The sequence below is a fragment of the Motiliproteus sp. MSK22-1 genome (assembly GCF_001968815.1).
Lineage (GTDB): Bacteria > Pseudomonadota > Gammaproteobacteria > Pseudomonadales > Balneatricaceae > Motiliproteus.
The window spans coordinates 1-17,781 of the sequence record NZ_MIEQ01000020.1 but is presented as its reverse complement, the minus strand read 5'-3'; the positions used below and the strand labels follow the sequence as shown (position 1 = coordinate 17,781).

At 46.6% G+C, this 17,781-nt stretch carries 19 protein-coding genes; 8 read left to right on the top strand and 11 right to left on the bottom strand.

Translation table 11 applies throughout. From position 1 onward, the window contains the following. The first annotated feature begins 56 nt into the window (after positions 1 to 56). The 3 genes from BGP75_RS02085 (at position 57) to BGP75_RS02075 (ending at position 3,473) form a co-directional block, all read left to right on the top strand. On the top strand, positions 57 to 1,127 hold the full coding sequence (locus tag BGP75_RS02085) for a murein hydrolase activator EnvC (RefSeq protein WP_083704579.1): 1,071 nt from the start codon (positions 57 to 59) through the stop codon (positions 1,125 to 1,127). A gap of 18 nt (positions 1,128 to 1,145) precedes the next feature. Next, positions 1,146 to 2,489: a S41 family peptidase gene (locus tag BGP75_RS02080; RefSeq protein ID WP_233152821.1), complete on the top strand. Its 1,344-nt coding sequence runs from the start codon at positions 1,146 to 1,148 to the stop codon at positions 2,487 to 2,489. 99 nt (positions 2,490 to 2,588) lie between these two features. Continuing rightward, the gene (locus BGP75_RS02075; protein ID WP_076714580.1) at positions 2,589 to 3,473 is read left to right on the top strand and encodes a divergent polysaccharide deacetylase family protein; all 885 of its coding nucleotides are present in this window, start codon (positions 2,589 to 2,591) and stop codon (positions 3,471 to 3,473) included. Positions 3,474 to 3,549: 76 nt separating this feature from the next. Here the strand turns inward: BGP75_RS02075 and BGP75_RS02070 are convergent, their stop codons facing one another. From BGP75_RS02070 to coaBC, 11 genes are all read right to left on the bottom strand, one after another. Next, positions 3,550 to 4,833, bottom strand: a complete 1,284-nt coding sequence (locus tag BGP75_RS02070) for a TRAP transporter large permease (RefSeq protein ID WP_076714578.1) — start codon at positions 4,831 to 4,833, stop codon at positions 3,550 to 3,552. Positions 4,834 to 4,839: 6 nt separating this feature from the next. Continuing rightward, entirely contained in the window at positions 4,840 to 5,433 is a 594-nt protein-coding gene (locus BGP75_RS02065) for a TRAP transporter small permease subunit (RefSeq protein WP_083704578.1), read from the bottom strand. 167 nt (positions 5,434 to 5,600) lie between these two features. Further along, positions 5,601 to 6,656 (bottom strand): TRAP transporter substrate-binding protein, encoded by a 1,056-nt coding sequence (locus BGP75_RS02060; RefSeq protein WP_076714574.1) that lies wholly within the window; start codon positions 6,654 to 6,656, stop codon positions 5,601 to 5,603. 53 nt (positions 6,657 to 6,709) lie between these two features. Continuing rightward, positions 6,710 to 7,561, bottom strand: coding sequence for a putative hydro-lyase (locus BGP75_RS02055; RefSeq protein WP_233152820.1), 852 nt, complete (start codon positions 7,559 to 7,561; stop codon positions 6,710 to 6,712). A 168-nt stretch (positions 7,562 to 7,729) separates the two neighbouring features. Then, on the bottom strand, positions 7,730 to 8,611 hold the full coding sequence (locus BGP75_RS02050; RefSeq protein ID WP_076714572.1) for a LysR family transcriptional regulator: 882 nt from the start codon (positions 8,609 to 8,611) through the stop codon (positions 7,730 to 7,732). Positions 8,612 to 8,892: 281 nt separating this feature from the next. Further along, on the bottom strand, positions 8,893 to 9,495 hold the full coding sequence (gene slmA, locus BGP75_RS02045; RefSeq protein WP_076714570.1) for a nucleoid occlusion factor SlmA: 603 nt from the start codon (positions 9,493 to 9,495) through the stop codon (positions 8,893 to 8,895). Positions 9,496 to 9,498: 3 nt separating this feature from the next. Next, the gene (argB, locus tag BGP75_RS02040) at positions 9,499 to 10,401 is read right to left on the bottom strand and encodes an acetylglutamate kinase (protein WP_076714568.1); all 903 of its coding nucleotides are present in this window, start codon (positions 10,399 to 10,401) and stop codon (positions 9,499 to 9,501) included. Between the two features lie 87 nt (positions 10,402 to 10,488). Beyond that, a complete protein-coding gene (locus BGP75_RS02035; protein ID WP_083704577.1) occupies positions 10,489 to 11,919 on the bottom strand; it encodes a phosphomannomutase/phosphoglucomutase in 1,431 nt (476 codons plus the stop codon). Positions 11,920 to 11,928: 9 nt separating this feature from the next. Then, complete coding sequence (locus tag BGP75_RS27330) at positions 11,929 to 12,111, bottom strand: hypothetical protein (RefSeq protein WP_076714566.1); 183 nt, start codon at positions 12,109 to 12,111, stop codon at positions 11,929 to 11,931. Then, positions 12,089 to 12,553 carry a dUTP diphosphatase gene (gene dut / locus BGP75_RS02025; RefSeq protein WP_076714564.1) on the bottom strand — a complete coding sequence of 155 codons (465 nt, stop codon included), beginning with the start codon at positions 12,551 to 12,553 and terminating at the stop codon, positions 12,089 to 12,091. The genes BGP75_RS27330 and dut overlap by 23 nt, the downstream gene beginning before the upstream one ends. Beyond that, positions 12,550 to 13,755 carry a bifunctional phosphopantothenoylcysteine decarboxylase/phosphopantothenate--cysteine ligase CoaBC gene (coaBC, locus tag BGP75_RS02020; protein ID WP_076714562.1) on the bottom strand — a complete coding sequence of 402 codons (1,206 nt, stop codon included), beginning with the start codon at positions 13,753 to 13,755 and terminating at the stop codon, positions 12,550 to 12,552. The genes dut and coaBC overlap by 4 nt, the downstream gene beginning before the upstream one ends. A 350-nt stretch (positions 13,756 to 14,105) precedes the next feature. On the opposite strand from coaBC, the gene radC reads away from it, so the two are divergent. From radC to thiD, 5 genes are all read left to right on the top strand, one after another. Then, positions 14,106 to 14,780: a DNA repair protein RadC gene (radC, locus tag BGP75_RS02015; protein WP_076714560.1), complete on the top strand. Its 675-nt coding sequence runs from the start codon at positions 14,106 to 14,108 to the stop codon at positions 14,778 to 14,780. A gap of 252 nt (positions 14,781 to 15,032) precedes the next feature. Further along, positions 15,033 to 15,269, top strand: coding sequence for a 50S ribosomal protein L28 (gene rpmB, locus BGP75_RS02010; protein ID WP_076714559.1), 237 nt, complete (start codon positions 15,033 to 15,035; stop codon positions 15,267 to 15,269). A gap of 11 nt (positions 15,270 to 15,280) precedes the next feature. Then, positions 15,281 to 15,436, top strand: a complete 156-nt coding sequence (rpmG, locus tag BGP75_RS02005; RefSeq protein WP_076714557.1) for a 50S ribosomal protein L33 — start codon at positions 15,281 to 15,283, stop codon at positions 15,434 to 15,436. A gap of 60 nt (positions 15,437 to 15,496) precedes the next feature. Further along, the gene (gene mutM, locus BGP75_RS02000; RefSeq protein WP_076714784.1) at positions 15,497 to 16,312 is read left to right on the top strand and encodes a bifunctional DNA-formamidopyrimidine glycosylase/DNA-(apurinic or apyrimidinic site) lyase; all 816 of its coding nucleotides are present in this window, start codon (positions 15,497 to 15,499) and stop codon (positions 16,310 to 16,312) included. Between the two features lie 144 nt (positions 16,313 to 16,456). Then, positions 16,457 to 17,272: a bifunctional hydroxymethylpyrimidine kinase/phosphomethylpyrimidine kinase gene (gene thiD, locus BGP75_RS01995; RefSeq protein ID WP_198939254.1), complete on the top strand. Its 816-nt coding sequence runs from the start codon at positions 16,457 to 16,459 to the stop codon at positions 17,270 to 17,272. The last annotated feature ends 509 nt before the right edge of the window (positions 17,273 to 17,781 follow it).

The following is a 17,781-nucleotide window of genomic DNA, read 5'->3' as shown; positions in this document are numbered from 1 at the left end:
TTTTCTTCCTTACATTTGTCGGGCTGCCGTCAGTTAGTCTGGGGGCTGATTCAGCCGTGACTGAAAAGAAAGTCCGTCAGTTGCAGAAGAATATTCGAAAGCTTGAAACTCAATTAAAAGAATTCAAAGGAGAGAGTAAAAGCCTGCAAACTGCGCTCAGAGGGTCAGAAAAGAAAGCAGGAAAATTGAGTCAGGCGATTCGAGTCAATCAGCAGCAGATCAGTGAAGGCCAGAAGCAACTGAAAGCACTGGCTGAGGAGCAGAATCGTTTAAAGGAGGCACAAGTCGAACAGGCAGAAATCCTTCGAAAACAGTTGTTAGCGGCTTACCGAATGGGTCGCCAGGATCAGATCAAATTATTGTTGAATCAAAAGAACCCCGAACGTCTTTCTCGAATTTTACGCTACTATGAGTACTTGAACCGATCAAAAATTGAATCTATTGCGCTATATCAACAGACATTGGCTTCTCTTACTGATGTGGAGAGGGAGATTGCAGCACGGCAGCAGCAATTGGAGCAGCGTCAGTCACAATTGAAACGTAATTCTGAACAACTGGAGGCCAGTCGACGTCAAAGGAAGAAAGCCCTTGGACAATTAAAGCGTCAGATCAGCGGAGGTGACAAGCGTTTACAGCGTATGAAGTCTGATCGGCAACGGTTGCAGCAAGTGCTGAAGCAATTACAGCAGACTTTGAAGAAAATTGATTTGAGCTGGGAGAGCAAAGAGTTTTCTCAATTCAAGGGTAAGTTGAAGTGGCCGACAAAAGGACGAGTGGTTCGCAGTTACGGAAGTAGAACGGACCAAGGGATAAAAAACGAAGGTATTCTTATCAGTGCTCCGATGGGGCGACAGGTGACAGCGGTACATCATGGACGGGTTGTCTTTGCTGATTGGCTGAGGGGGTTCGGATTGCTGATAATCGTAGATCATGGAAATGGGTACATGAGCCTTTATGGTCACAATGAAAGTTTGCTCAAGGAAGTTGGAGACTGGGTTTCTACGAGTGAAAAAATTGCAACAGTTGGCGATAGCGGTGGTCTATCCAGCACAGGCCTGTATTTTGCTATTCGCTATAAAGGGCAGCCCTATAATCCAAAACCCTGGCTTCGACGGAGTCAGGGGTAAGTTAAGGAAATGTTACAGATGATGGGTCACATAAAGTTTATTGCACCAGTGTTGCTGAGTCTGAGCGTTGCCTGGTCAGGGACTGCTTACACAGCGGAGCCAACAAAAGCAGAGCAGAGTGAGTCAGCAGTTCAGGTTCCTTCGCCACCAAAAGTTCAGCCGTTACCCTTAGAGGAATTGAGGACTTTTACCGAGATTTTTGATCGGGTAAAAACTGCTTATGTCGAGCCGGTGGATGATTCGGAATTACTGGAGAACGCTATTAAAGGGATGTTGTCAGGACTTGATCCTCATTCTAATTATCTTGATCCCAGAGCATTTAAAGACTTACGGGTTAGCACCAGCGGTGAGTTTGGAGGGTTGGGAATTGAAGTCGGAATGGAGGATGGTTTCGTCCGGGTCGTGGCACCAATAGATGATACGCCCGCCCAAAGGGCTGGCATTCAAGCTGGAGATGTCATCATTAAGCTGGACACTCATTCTGTCCAGGGTATGGACTTGAATGACGCGGTAAATCTAATGCGCGGAAAAATAGGCACTGACATAGTGCTTACTGTTGTTCGCGAAGGGGAAAGCCAGCCACTGGAGATAACGGTTACTCGTGCCATTATTAAGGTTACCAGCGTTAAGAAACGCCTTATAGATGAGCAATATGGGTATCTTCGGGTATCTCAGTTCCAAGTAGATTCAGGTAAAGATCTTACTGATGCGATTAATGCGTTAAAAGACAAAACTGAATTGAAGGGCTTTATTCTGGATTTGCGTAATAACCCTGGTGGAGTCCTTCAGGCTGCGGTCGAAATCAGTGATGCATTTCTTGATGATGGTCTGATAGTTTACACCAAGGGGCGTCTCAAGCAGGCTGAACTGCGCTATTCTGCAACAGCGAACGATCCCAGTGATGGCCTACCGGTAGTTGTACTGATCAACGGAGGCTCTGCTTCGGCATCGGAAATCGTTGCGGGGGCATTGCAAGATCAGAAAAGGGCTGTGGTCATGGGGACCCGCAGTTTTGGTAAAGGCTCTGTCCAAACGGTTTTGCCTTTGACTAACGAACGTGCATTGAAACTGACGACTGCCCGTTACTTCACACCGTCTGGCCGATCTATTCAAGCGGAGGGGATTATTCCAGATATCATTGTAGAGCCTTCAAAAGTAACTAAGGTTGCTGTCAGGCAGACGGTTAAGGAAGCTGACCTTCAGGGGCACCTTAGCAATGGCAGCCAAAAAGCAGCTGAAGAAGCCAAGGTAAGCAATGAAGCTGAAAGCAAATTACTGGCAACCGATTATCAACTCAATGAGGCGCTGAATCTGCTTAAGGGTATTTCAATCTATCAGCGAGGGGAATTACCCCGTACCTGATAGCTGTTTACCATTGTTGTTGTGACCCCTGTACTGGTGAAAAGAGGACAAGGCTTAACTGTTTTTCCAAATATTTGGCATTGTCACAGCGCATAATTCATGGAGGTAGAGAAGATTAACGACCGCTCGATATATGTGTTTGTGGCAACTGTATTTTTGATACTTTGGCAGTTCCTGTACTCAGCGGAAGCTGCCGAAGTAGACGCGGTATCCCAGCCTGCACTAGTTGTTTTGATTGATGATGTAGGTGATAACCTGATTAAGGGACGTGCTGCGGTTGAACTCCCTGGGCCTGTTACCTACGCTGTCCTGCCTCACAGTCCTCACGGTGGGGCTCTTGCTCGATTGGCCGTTCAGGGGGGGAAAGAGGTCATGTTGCACGCTCCCATGGAAAATACGCATGATCGCCCTCTTGGGCCAGGAGCATTGACTCGAAAGTTGACTCGAGCTGAGTTTGTTAGGGTTCTTCAGGATGATCTGGATACCGTTCCGGGGGTGCTTGGGCTTAACAACCATATGGGCAGTCTGTTGACCCGTCTTCGACCCCAGATGGAGTGGGTTATGGAAGTGGCTAAAGAGCGACAGTTATTTTTTGTCGATAGTCGAACCACGCCTGAATCTGTGGCTTGGCGAGTGGCGCGAGAGCAGGGCATACCTTATTTACGGCGTGATATATTTCTAGATCACGAAGCGACCACGGCATTTGTTGACCAGCAATTTCAGAAAGCTATTGCCATTGCACGAAAAGAGGGAGCTGCAGTTGCAATCGGACATCCCTATCCGGTAACCGTAGCATATTTGAAGACAGCTTTGCCAAAACTTGATGAAATGGGAATTAGATTGGTTACAGCCTCCGCGTTGATAGAAGAAAAAGCCGTTGAGCGCCAATTGCAAGAGTACTATGAGCGACAGAAACAGCGAGCTATGCAGTTTAGCTCGGTATCTCCTTGTGAGCCTTCGGAGTCTTGTTCACCGCTGAACTAATGCTCTGCTCTGCATTAGTTCAGTAGCGTTAAAGCGTCTATTCAGATCTATGGTTTTCAAGCTGGTAATTATATTGCTATAGAACCTGTTCGGGTAACCAGGTAGCCAGCTGTGGATAAAGTACTATCAAAACAATCATCAGAAACATTGCGATCACAAACGGTATAACACCTTTGACTACGTCCTTGATTGGCCCCCCTGTTCGTACTCCCTGAACAACGTACAGGTTAAGGCCAATTGGAGGGGTTATTAGAGCGGTTTCCAACAAGACCATTAGCAAGATACCGAACCACACCGGATCAAATCCCATTTGAATTAGAATAGGAGCGATAATCGGTACCGTAGTTATCATCATTGACAGGGTTTCCATAAAGCAGCCTAAAAGTAGATAGAAAATGACAACTGCAACCAGCGTCTGCATCGGTGACCAGCCTAGTTCGGCAATAAAGTTGTTGAGCTGATCCGTCAAGCCGATGCCTGAAAGTACAAAGTTTAGAAAATAGGCTGCCATTATGATTAACATCACCATAGCGGTGGTCTTCATGGTGCCTTCAATCGCTTCACGTAAAACTTCCAAGGTCAGCCTGTTATAAATTTGAGCAATAATTAGTGCACAAACAACACCTAATGCCGCAGCTTCTGTTGGAGTTGCAAGGCCTCCGTAAATTGATCCGACAACAACAACGAATATGACAAAAGGAGCAACCAGAGCTTTAAGGCTCTGCCATTTTTCCGACCAAGAGTACAGTTGTCGGCGTCCTTTATATGCAGGATTGATCAAGCAGAGAGCTATAATTATGGCCATGAATAGTCCGGCAAGTACCAGGCCTGGGATAATGCCCGCCAAATAGAGTTTTGGTACTGAGGTGTCGGTAAGTACTCCGTATATAATCATATTGATGGAAGGTGGTATCAGGATCCCCAAGGTTCCACCTGCGGCAATTGTTCCGAGGAATAGGGACTCGTTGTATTGTTGTTTTTCCACTTGAGGCAGGGCAACTGTTCCTATGGTTGCCGCTGTTGCGACACTGGAGCCGGAAGTTGCGGCAAATAAAGAACATGCACCAATATTTGAGTGCATCAGCCCTCCTGGAAGCCAGCCAACCCATTTGGCCAGCGCTTCATACATACGATCAGCGACTCCCGATCGAAGCATGATCTCACCAAGTAGAACAAACAGTGGAATAGCGACCAATAAGAAGTCTGTGGTGGAAGACCAGGTTATTTCTCCAACTGCTTTATACAGAGGGAGAAAAGAATACATCCCATCTAAAGTGACAGCTAGAATTCCAAGAGCCGCAGCAATTGGGAGACTGAGCGCTAGTAGAAACAGTAGCAGGCTAAGGGTGACAATAAGCATTTTAAATTAACTCCGGTTGTTGATAAGTTCGCGAATGTCGTCAGAGACTTCTTCATCGATGTCTTCTTCAACAGTTCTGACGCCGCAAATCTTATTGATGGTGCTGAGGTCTCCCCGGATTAGCGCGATACAGCCTCTTAGCAGTAGTAATGACAGAATCAAAAGAAAAACAATAAAGCCAAATAACCATAACCCCTGGGGGATTATCAGTGGTGTTTGTAAAGGTGTATTCGCAGTGGAGCTGTAGGTATAAGTATCGCTAACCACAGTGGCAGCATAGGTGGTAATCAACCCGACAAATGCTCCCAATGCAGCCAGTGAAAGTATGTCTAGCAAGGCACAGAGGCGAGGTGGTAATGAGTGATAAAGCGCATCAATACGAATATTGGCTCGATGCATCAGGGTAAAAGACATTGCCCAGGTCACGGATACTCCCAGCGCGTAACCTGATAATTCATCTGCACCTCCAATTGATATGTTAAGGATCTTTCGCAGAAAGACCTCTGCTGCAATCAGTAAAGCGGAAGCCAACACCATGCTTCCCCCAGCCCACGCCATCCAGCGACTGTATTTTTCGGCTAATTCTATTAATTTATCCACCGCTATCTCCTAGGTTAAAACCGGACTGGCTGAGAGCTGTAGTTATTGGAAAAGTGATTGAGAAACACTAAAGGGATTCATTTTTAAAGAGCGTCTAATTATCAACAGAGTCTGCTAAGGGAGAGCGGTGCTAGCCGCAGCTAAGCGTCTAACACCACTGCACAGGATCAATAGATGCGTTTGTTTACGGTCTTGCCGACGGTATTATTCCAATCGGTAATGCAGCTGGTTCCACAACGCTCGCCCCAACTAGGTAATACAACGTCTTCTAGAATCTGAGCCAAAGCGTCTTTGTCTTGCTGGGAGACGGAGACCAACGTCATGTTTGCTGATTGACCTGAGGAACAAGGGCCTGTTCCTGTATTGCAGTTTATGCCTTCAATAGTTTCTTTCGCTGCTGCATCCCAAATTCGTTCTTCCAGGCCATTAATTTCCTGGCTGATAAACTGGCGTACTTCAGGGTTGAGCTTATTCCAGGCCTTTAAACTGACACCATGCATAACATGGCTCCAGCCGACCGGAAGAGCATATAGGTGAGTTGATACCTCATGCCATTTGGCTGAATAACCAGACATAGAGCCAGTAATGGCGCAATCCACGACTCCTTTTTGTAAGCCCTGGACAACTTCACCAAAGGACATGGTAACGCCAGTGCCGCCTAATGCTCCAACAAACTCTGCCAGTGTTCGATTAGCCGTTCTGACTTTCTTGCCGTATAGGTCTTTAAGTCCTTTTAACGGTGTGTTGCAGAACAGAACCTGGGCTGAATAGGGCCATATTCCCAGTAGTTTGACGCCATACCTTTCTTCGTACAATTTGGAGAGATTAGGTTTATAAGCGTTGGATACTCGGTGAGCTGTTTCGATATCAGGACTTAATCCTGCCAGGTCAATAGCTTCATTCATCGAACTGTCGGCAGCTAGGTAACCTACAACGGTAGAACCAAAATCCAAGACACCCCGTTTCATCAGTCGAACAACCTCGCTGCCTTTCAAGCCCATTTCGTTAAAGCCCTTGATGTCGGCTTTAATCGCACCGTTGCTTTTTTTACTGACTTCTTCGGTCCAAAATGGCTTTTCGAAATTTTTGTACTGGGGAAGCATGCTCCAAGTCCCCACTACCGATATTTTGGTTTCTGGAAGTTCTTCAGCATAACTTGAGAAGCAAGGAATGGTCAGCAAAGCTGTTGCCGCAATTGCTTTGAGAGTTTGCGAGTAATTCATGGGGGTCAGCCTCTTTTATTATTGTAGAACGAATATGTTGTGGTTGCGTTTGATTAGAAAATTGAGAGCTCTGCGTTCAGCCGATCAGTGATCAGCATTTTTCCGGGGGCGTGGGTTATGCATAGAGGGGGTTTAGCATTGCGAACTGCCACTTGGGGAGTGACTCCACAAGGCCAGAAAACTGGAATTTCGTCACTGTGTACAGTAACCGGATCGCCATAGTCTGGTTGACTGAGATCAGAAATTCCTATCAGTTCTGGGTTACCGAGGTGTACCGGGGCACCATGAGCTTTTGGAAAACGTGTGGTTACCTGTACCGCTCTAATGGCTTGAGCAGCTAAAAATGGTCTCATGGTAACGACTAGGTTGCCATGGAATCGGCCGCCACCCTGTGTGGGTATATTAGACTCAAACATTGATACATTTCGCGCATTCTCAATGTTTCGTATCGAGAGTCCTGATTGGATCAAAGCCTCTTCAAAGGAAAATGAGCAGCCCAGAACAAAAGCCACCATCTCATCCGTCCATAACGCAGAAATATTAGATACGGTGTCTACCAGTTCTCCATGACGATAAACTTGGTATCGAGGAATATCCGAGCGTATATCGATATCAGAGCCGAGTTCGGGAAGGAAAGGTGATCCTGGTTTGGATAGCCCAATAAGGGGGCATGAAGTGGGATTAGCTACACAAAACTGAAGAAATTCATCAGCCCAGCTCTGAGGAAGTACGACTAGATTCCCTTGAACCATTCCTGGCGCCAGACCACTAGTGTTCTGAGTAAACGTACCCTCACGGATCTGTCTTCGTAGTGAATTAGCATTTCGTCGCTGTTCCTTTATCAAATGGTTATCAGCCATAATATTTTTTGGAACAGTGGTCTTTGAACTGTTTGTTAACAGCATGGGGGCTACTCCTGCCTACTATGCATCCTGTCAAGTGAATATGCGATGCGTGTTTAACAGGTTACTCCAATGCTGAATTAAGTCTAATTATCAATTTTTGCTTATAGTGATAAATTATTTTTATAGGGAAAGTCTAAGTACGAGAGTGAATCTTGGGCAGAGGATAGATTATTCCGACTGACTTGCATCGACTGCGAGCTGCGCAGCACGCTCTGCCAGCGGGTTATAGGGAGCGGTTGAATAAGAAGCGGTGAACTTTAAGTTTTTGGGTGTCCAGCCTGTTTTTACTTCTGTCAGCTCTCCTGATTTCAGATGCTCTGAAACGATTGCTCTGGGTATCGAACAGATGCCTATCCCGTCAAGGGTTAGTCTGAGACAGGCGGCGAGGGAGCTGGAGGAAAAAAAACGTGCCGGCGGGCCCTCCACCGATCGCAACATGGTATTGATTTCTGCATAAGGGCGTGTGTTGCGTGCATAAGTAATGATCGGCCACTGAGTCAGCTCGTGCAGACTAATGACTCGCCCCGGGATGTTCAGCGCTGAGCTGGCGACCCAGACAAGCGGGAATTCTCCTAATTCTTTATTGGCTATGGATGGCTCTGACATCGGCCCCATAAATAAGCCTAAATCGATGGAACGCGCCAGCAGCTCTTTTCGTAAGTTGACGGTGACATCTACCGTTAATTCTATGTCCAGATTAGGTAATTGAGTGTGTAATTGGTTAAGAAACTGAGGTAGCCAGCTATGAACGATTGTCTCAGATACCCCCAGTCGTAATAGTCCCGACAGTGAGGTTGCTTCATCAGCTTTTTTTCGCATCTGTTCAGACATGAAGATAATCTTTTCTGCATAAGGTAAGAGTTCCTGACCTTTAGCTGTGAGAGATATATTGCCTGACCCCCGTTCAAACAGTTTGACTCCCAGCTCCTCCTCAAGAGCGGCAATGCGTGATGAAATTGCAGGCTGTGTAGTAAACTGACGTTCAGCCGCTCGACGGAAGCTTCCTAATGTTGCGACCCATAAAAAAGTTTCCAATCGCTTATAGTTCATGGTCAACCTCTGTCGTTGGGTGAATGTTATTCTAAATGACCGCTTGCCGTTCTTGACATTTTAGGGTCTCGAAATTTGTGGGCTATCGTTAAAGACTGACTTAATCCATCTGGCTGTAGCAATAATCATGATGGATTAGGGGATATTCAGGGCATTAGTCTATGGGTAACTGGATGAATAAGTAAAACAATATTCAGTCTGTTTATCTGGGAAATGAAGGGGAGCAGTACGGGAAGAGCTTCCCGTACTTGTTGGTATGGTAGTGATCTGTATTGCACTGATCAGGTACGAAACAGACATTGACTCAGCAATGGCCACTGATCCTCCCAATCAGCGGTGGGGTGGCGAACAAAGTCACTACGGACAAACTGTCGAATTCGTCCCTCAGCAGACGCCAGTAATAGGTTGGCAGTTGCGGCAGCTGATGCTTGAGTACGCAACCCTTCTCGAATTTCCGCTTCCCGCAAAATAGTTTTTAATTGGGTTTCCAGGCGGTCAAAGAGCTGACTGACTCTAACGCGCAGTCGTTCTGTTTCCCCTGCCAGAGCATCCCCCGCCAAAATTCGTCCCATACCGGGATTTTTCTCGACGAATGCTAGCAGTAAAACCAGTATTTGTTCACATTGCTTAGCGCTGTCGTTACCGCTTTGAGTGATCAGTTTTACTCGTGTAAAAAGCGTATCTTCGATAAAACCGATCAGACCTTCGAACATTTTTGCTTTACTTGGGAAGTGCCGATAAAGAGCTGCTTCTGATACGCCAACCTCTTTAGCCAGTGCTGCCGTTGTAATTCGGTTTCCAGGACTGGCTTGGAGCATGTAAGCCAGTGCCTGCAGAATTTGCTCTCTGCGCGAGAGCTTTTGAGTATCAATGGATTGATTCATAGCTTACAAATTCTGGTTGGTGATCAGGGTGCCAACACCTTCGTCAGTGAATATTTCCAGTAAGGTGGCGTGAGAAACCCGACCGTCAATAATATGGGCGCTGGTGACACCGCTATTGACCGCGCTCAGCGCGCAACCGATCTTTGGTAGCATACCGCCGTGAATAGTTCCATCTTCAATGAGCTCATCAACTTGTTCAGTGCTTAGACCTGTCAGGACCTCGCCTTTTTTATCCAGCAACCCCGCGATATTGGTTAGCAGAATCAGTTTTTCTGCCTTCAATACTTCTGAAATTTTACCAGCCACAAGGTCAGCATTGATATTGTAAGAACTGCCATCCTTACCAACGCCAATGGGAGCAATCACAGGAATGAAATGGCTGTTGGCTAACATTTCCAGTACTTCAGTATTGACGCTTTCAACCTCTCCAACATGGCCAATATCAATGATTTCCGAGGACTGCATTTCAGGAGATTTATGCATGACCTTGAGTTTACTGGCTGTAATCAGTTTGCCATCTTTACCAGTCAAACCAATGGCTTTGCCCCCATTGCTGTTTATCAAGCCAACAATATCCTTGTTGACCAGACCACCCAATACCATTTCGACGACATCCATGGTTGCGCTATCGGTTACACGCATACCATTGACGAAGCGGGATTCGATATTTAACCGACTCAGCAAGTCACCTATCTGTGGCCCGCCTCCATGAATAACAATGGGGTTTATGCCTACTGTTTTCATCAGCACGATATCACGGGCAAAGCTATTCTTCAGATTCTCGTCGGTCATGGCGTTGCCACCATATTTGATAACCAGTGTTTTACCGGAGAAGCGCTGAATATAAGGGAGTGCTTCTGAGAGTACCTTTGCCACATTCATGGCTGAATCACGGTTCAGGGGCATAGAAAAACCTTAAGTCCTTAATGTTAACGATGATACCTTGCTAACGATAATGTAATACTGTGGTTGCGTCCGCGACAGTTAAGTTTATTAAGTGGTCGGTATAGTCAGGTCCTTATCCACTTCTTGAAGTCGTAACTGAAACTGATCACGGATTCGGTCCAGTGCTTCCTGGGTTTCTGCCTCAAAGCGCAGAACCAGCACCGGCGTTGTATTGGAGGCTCTTATCAATCCCCAGCCGTCAGGATAGTCTACTCGGATACCGTCAATTGTAGAGGCGTTTCCACCCGGGTATTCACCTTTTTGAAGTTGCTCGACAATTTTAAACTTCGATTCATCGGTTACGGTGATATTGATTTCGGGAGTACTGATATCTTCCGGGAAGGAATCAAAAATCTGGTCTGCGTTGCGTTCTTCTGCAGCCAGGATTTCCAGTAAGCGAGCGGCACTGTATAGGCCGTCATCAAAGCCGTACCAGCGCTCTTTGAAGAATATGTGCCCGCTCATTTCACCAGCGAGTAGCGCCCCGGTTTCTTTCATTCGGGCTTTGATCAGTGAGTGCCCGGTTTTCCACATGCAGGGTTTACCGCCTGCTTTTTGTAATAGTGGTTGCAGCAAGCGGGTACATTTAACATCGTAGATTATTTCCGCCCCCGGGTTACGTTTGATTACATCAAGAGCAAAAAGCATTAATAAACGATCGGGATACACCATTTTGCCGCTGGAGGTTACAACTCCAACTCGATCACCGTCACCATCAAAAGCAAGACCAAGATCGGCGCCTTCGGCTTTTACTGTTTTTATCAGATCTACCAGGTTTTCTGGTTTACCGGGATCTGGATGATGGTTTGGAAAGGTTCCGTCAATTTCACAGAATAGTTCTGTAACGTCACAGCCCAAAGTCTTTAACATCTGAGGGGCAAGGTTACCTGCAACTCCGTTCCCGCAGTCCACCACGACTTTCATTGGTCGGTCCAGCTTAATATCTGAGCTAATCCGATTAAGGTAATCGCTGGATACACTGACCTTCTGAAGACTACCATTACCTTTGCTATAGTCCTGATTTTTTATCCGTGTCAGCAGCGCCTGAATATCATCCCCATACAGGGTCTTGCCGTTGATTACGATCTTGAACCCATTGTAATCGGCTGGATTATGACTTCCGGTAACCATTACCCCGGTGTTGCTGTCCAGGATGGCAATACCGTAATAAAGCACAGGCGTTGGTACCATGCCAATATCCAGAACTTCACGGCCACTATCCCGAAGTCCCTGAATTAAGGCGTCGCTCATCTCAGGGCTTGAAACACGGCCGTCAGCTCCTACAACAACCGTTGTATCACCTTCTGCCGCCGCAGCTGATCCTATTGCTCGTCCAATGTGGTAGACAACGGCTGGTGTAAGACTGTCTCCAACAACTCCGCGAATATCGTAAGCACGGAATATTGACTCTGGTAGTGTACTGGGTAATCCAGTATCCAGGATGTTTGTGTCGCTAATACCTGTATTCATGGTTTCCATAATGGTTCTCTACTCCTTTTCCCTGTTGGAGGGAGTTGTAGGTTGACCGCGCTTAATGAGTTTGCCTGAAACTTTTCTGATCAGCGGGTTTTGCCTGTTTTCTTGCTGCCATTCGCTCTTTTCGATTGCCGGGTCGACAGCAAGTGCAAATAAAATTAAAAAATATCTATCAATGTCTTCCTGAGTGGCCAAAGCCTCCTTCGCCTCGGTCACTATCAGAGAATTCTTCGACTATTTCAAAATCTGCCTGTACCACCGGGACCAATACCATCTGAGCAATCCGTTCTCCCGGAGCGACCTTGAAGACTTGATGCCCTCTATTCCAGCAAGACACCATGAGCTGTCCCTGGTAATCGGAATCGATTAGCCCGACCAGGTTGCCAAGCACAATCCCGTGCTTGTGACCCAGGCCCGAACGGGGTAATAGCATTGCACACAGGCTTGGATCTGCTATATGCACAGAAAGACCTGTGGGGATGAGTTCTGTCTGCCCCGGTTCCAGGACGAGATCCTGGTCCAGGCAGGCACGCAGATCCATCCCAGCTGACCCAGGGGTTGCATAAGATGGCAGCGGAAACTCACTACCGATGCGCTCATCCAGTATTTTTACTTGTAACGTCTTAGCTGTGCTCATCGTTCTGAATTCTCATATGCTTCAGCAATCAGTGCGATCAATCGCCTTGCTAGCTGTGATTTTGATGTTTGCGGAATGGTGAGTTCACTGTTAGCTGTCACAACGGTGACCGCATTATCATCGCTGTTAAACCCGATACCTTCCTGGGCTACATCATTAGCGACAATCATATCGAGGTTTTTGCGCTTCAGCTTTCCTCGCGCATAGATGACAACCTGCTCTGTTTCAGCGGCAAAACCGACAGTAAACGGCCGTTGGTCGTGGGATGATACCGTCGCTACGATATCGGGATTCCTGACCAGCGTTATTCCCATTTCTTCGCTATTTTTTTTGATTTTCTGTTCGGCAAAGTCGGCAGGTCGATAGTCGGCGACAGCGGCTGCGGCAATGAATATATTGCAACTATCCAGGGCTGCTAAGCTGGCGGAAAGCATCTCTTGTGCGCTGGTCACTGATATTAGCTTACAGCGTTCTGGAGGGCTCAGGCTGACAGGGCCACTTATCAGGCTTACACTTGCTCCGGCCTCTATCGCTGCTTCTGCCAGGGCATAACCCATTTTGCCGGAGCTGTGGTTACTGATATATCGAACAGGATCTATCGCTTCTCGAGTAGGACCTGCTGTAATGACCAGATGACGCCCACTTAGTTCTTCTGTTTTAAAGTATTTTGCACAGTGTTCAGCCAGCTCTGAAGGTTCAAGCATCCTTCCGGGACCAGTATCGCCACAGGCTTGGTCTCCGATACCAGGTCCTAATATTTTCATCCCCAGCTGTTCCAGTCGATTGCTGTTCTCCTGAGTACGTAGATCCCGCCACATGGACTGGTTCATTGCGGGGGCTAGCGCTATTGAAGTATCTGTAGCTAAACAGAGTGTTGTCAGCAAATCGTTGCCCATACCATTTGACAGTCTTGCCATGAAATCGGCACTTGCGGGAGCAACCATGATGAGGTCTGCCCAGCGTGCCAATTCTATGTGGCCCATGCCTGCTTCTGCTTCTGGGTCTAGCAGGTGCTGGTGTACTGGATTTCCTGAAAGAGCCTGCATGGTCAGTGGTGTAATAAATTCCGCTGCGGCCGGTGTCAGAACTACACGAACATCTGCTCCGGCTGTTTTCAGCAGTCGAGTGAGTTCGGCACTTTTATAGGCAGCTATGCCGCCAGTGATACCAAGTAGGATACGTTTGTTGTTTAGTCGGTGCATTTTAAGTTGCGCACATTTTTTGTATGGCTCAGGAATCTATCGATTGCATCCGAGACTGGGCGTTGCTGGAACTGGCCCTAGTGTTCCCGGAGAGCGAGTTACTCGTTATTTTACGAGGGTTCTCGTTAGAGATAACGTGAAATATAGTCGAGGCAGTTTTCCGCAATCGATTAGTACTATTTCCGATAGGCTCCTAGGCTTGAAGGTGAGTGAAAGCTCACCAATATACCATCAGACTGAGAGCTATGCGTAGCTTATTTGCTAATAAGTTCTTTAACTAAGTTGGTATTTGTTGCTTAATACTGGCGTTGTTTATATTCCACTTAATGCCAGACTCAAGGAGTGAGCGTATGGCTATATCAGATTGGCCGAAGGCCGAACGGCCTAGGGAAAAGTTATTGGAACGTGGAGCTCAGGCTCTTTCAGATGCTGAGCTTCTGGCTATCTTTTTAAGGTCAGGTATTGCGGGAAAATCGGCTGTCGATTTGTCCAGAGATCTACTGATTGAGTTTGGTGGTGTACGCTCTTTACTCAAAGCATCTGAAACCTCATTCTGTCAGGCCCGAGGGTTAGGGCGGGCTAAGTATGCGCAGTTACAGGCAGTGTTGGAAATGGCGAGACGTCATCTTGCTGAGAAAGTCCGGCAAACCAGTGCCCTGAGTTCACCGGAAGATACCCGCCAGCTTATTTCAAGCCACTTGAGAGATCGCCAACGGGAAGTCTTTGCTGTGCTGTTCCTTGATAACCAACATCGATTGCTGGCATTTGAAGAATTGTTTGAAGGCACGATTGATTGCGCGGGTGTTTATCCTCGAGAGGTGGTTCGCAGAGTTCTTGCCCACAATGCAGCAGCGACTATCTTTGCCCATAATCATCCTTCAGGCATCGCTGAACCGAGCCTGGCAGACCGTCAGATCACCAATCGACTGATAGACGCACTCTCTTTAATTGATGTGAGAGTACTGGATCACTTGGTTGTTGGAGAGGGAGAGCCGGTTTCTTTTGCAGAGCGAGGGTGGATTTGAGAGTAGCCATACAGCTGCGGATTTAGAGGGTGGGAGAGGATTGTTACAATCCTTCTGCGCAAAAGATATACAAAACATTGCGGCCGATTAAGGTTTTCTGTATATTGTGCCGCTCGCTTATCCGTGGTACGGGATTTTGTCTTCAATGGGTGAAGGCGCTCCGCCTGAATGTCTGGTATCTGCAGTAGAGTTGAAGTTAACTCAAGCTCAATCATTCATAATATATAATGGATAGCGTATAGGGTTATTAATATGGCTAAAGTATGCATGGTTACAGGCAAGCGTCCTGTAACAGGGAACAATGTTTCCCACGCTCAGAACAAAACTCGTCGTCGTTTCTTGCCTAATCTTCACTGGCATCGTTTCTGGGTTGAAAGTGAGAACCGTTTCGTTCGTTTGCGCGTTACTTCAAAAGGTATGCGTATTATCGATAAGAAAGGTATTGACGCAGTTCTGGCCGAAGTTCGTGCCAATGGCATCAAGGTATAAGGAGCAGAACAATGCGCGATAAGATTAAAATGGTTTCCAGTGCCGGCACTGGCCACTTCTATACTACTGACAAGAACAAGCGTACGAAGCCTGAAAAACTGGAAATGAAGAAATTCGATCCAGTGGTTCGTAAGCATGTTATGTACAAAGAATCCAAGATTAAATAATCTTGAGTTTCGTTAAAAAAACCCGGCTTGCCGGGTTTTTTTATGTCTGAGGAACTGGGAATGCCTGAGTTACCTGAAGTTGAAACTACTCGAAGAGGTATAGAACCTCATATTCTTGGTGCGCAAGTGCTGTCTGTCGTCGTGAGGCAGCCGAAGCTTCGTTGGCCTGTTCCTGAAGAACTCGGTCAGGTTTTATTGGGGCTTGAAGTTCTTGCGGTAGAGCGGCGCGCAAAGTATCTGCTAGTCAGGACAGAACTTGGCACCTTGCTGTTACATTTGGGGATGTCAGGCAGCCTTCGTTTGGTTGAGGCTGGTGAATTACCGGGTAAGCATGATCATTTGGATCTGGGGTTTGATAACGGAAAAATATTACGATTCTGTGACCCTAGACGGTTCGGCGCTGTTTTATGGACTGATGGGGGTGTTGATCAGCATCCGTTATTAATAAATCTTGGACCTGAGCCTCTTCAGCCCGAATTTGATGATGATCGTCTTTTTTCTCTTTCTCGCGGCAAAAAGCAACCCGTAAAGACGTTTGTTATGGATAACAAGGTCGTGGTTGGTGTAGGGAATATCTATGCCAATGAAGCTCTTTTTGAGGCGGGCATTGATCCTCGTAGAGAGGCAGGCAAAATATCAAAACGTCGCTATCTGCTCCTGACCAGTATTATCAAGAAGGTGCTCGCTCGGGCGATTCAACAAGGAGGCACAACTCTTAAAGACTTTGTTGGGGGAGATGGTAAACCTGGGTATTTTCAACAAGAGTTGCAGGTCTATGGAAGAGGGGGAGAAAGCTGCAAAATTTGCCAATCTATCCTTAAAGAAGTACGGATAGGGCAAAGAAATACGGTTTTTTGTCCAAAGTGTCAGCGTTAACTGATTTTCTCCTGGCTTTAATCAAGTGCTGATTACTATTGGTTTTGAACATCTTGCGTTCCAATAATTATGTATACGCAGCTATCAGCTAGGTTAAATATGGCAGGAGCTAAAGTGGCAGGGATAAATTTGGAGGAACTAAGATTGAGCAACTTAACGTCTGATGCCGATATCTGGCCTTGTGTGCTGGCCGTGGCAGGATCAGACAGCGGCGCAGGGGCAGGGATTCAGGCTGATATGAAAACTTGTTCAGCGCTTCAAGTCTATGCTGCTACAGCGATAACGGCGGTAACTGCCCAGAATACTCTCAGTGTTAAATCAGTGGTACCGATTTCTGCCGCTATGGTTCGTGATCAGATTTCGATGATTCTTGATGATTTTCCAGTAAGAGCTATCAAAGTAGGAATGTTATGTAACGCGGATATCGTTGGAGCTGTGGCTGAAGTTCTGGCATCTCATCGCCAGCTGCCTGTTGTATTGGACCCCGTTATTGTCTCAAGTACTGGTAAAGCATTGCTGGATCAACAAGGGCTGGATCGTCTTATTCACGAGCTTATTCCAAAGGTAACGTTGTTAACGCCCAATATTCAGGAGGCTGCAGTTCTGCTTGGCTGGACTGAGCAGCAAGTTCTAGCGGAGTCTTCCCTTGCTATAAAGTCTCTTCAGTTGCTTGGTGCTCAATCAATACTGTTAAAAGGGGGGCATCGAGAAGGTCCCGAATGCCAGGATCTGCTATGGTCGAACGGAAATTTGCTGCCCTATTCAGCTCCTCGTATAAATACCCATAATAATCACGGCACCGGATGCACCCTGTCTTCTGCTATAGCAGCTTATATGGCTAAGGGGTACTCCTTAAATGAATCTGTTGCTAAAGGAAAAGGCTACATTACGTCCGCATTAAAGGCTGCCGATAGCCTGGGATATGGGATGGGGGCGGGTCCTCTGCAGCATTTTTTCTGAGGCAGGAAATAAATCCAAATCCCTTATTGACGGTGGCGCTAAGGTCTGTAGAATACGCCGCTCTTGTGCTGATGCATAAGCGCTCGGAAAGAAGTTAATGTGTTGTTTTAAAATATCTTTTCTGGGGGTCTGGCAAAAATTAAAATTTGAAGACAGTTAATAAAGTTTTCAAAAAAACGATTGACAGTCAGGCAGCAGGCTCTATAATACGCGCCTCGGTTGACGAGACAGGCTCTGAAGAAGAGTCAATTAAATTAAGTCAGCCAACGCTCTTTAACAAATCGATCAAGTAATTCGTGTGGGCACTTATGGCTTTGTTTGCAGAAGATCTTATTCGTAAGATCAGCAAGCATTGAAGTAAGTGACTCGTGAATTCATATGACTTACGTACATACGTTTAGTTAAGTTTTTACAGTATTTACTTTGAGCAAGATTGGTTCTTTTTCGAAAGAACAACTTTTGAACTGAAGAGTTTGATCATGGCTCAGATTGAACGCTGGCGGCAGGCT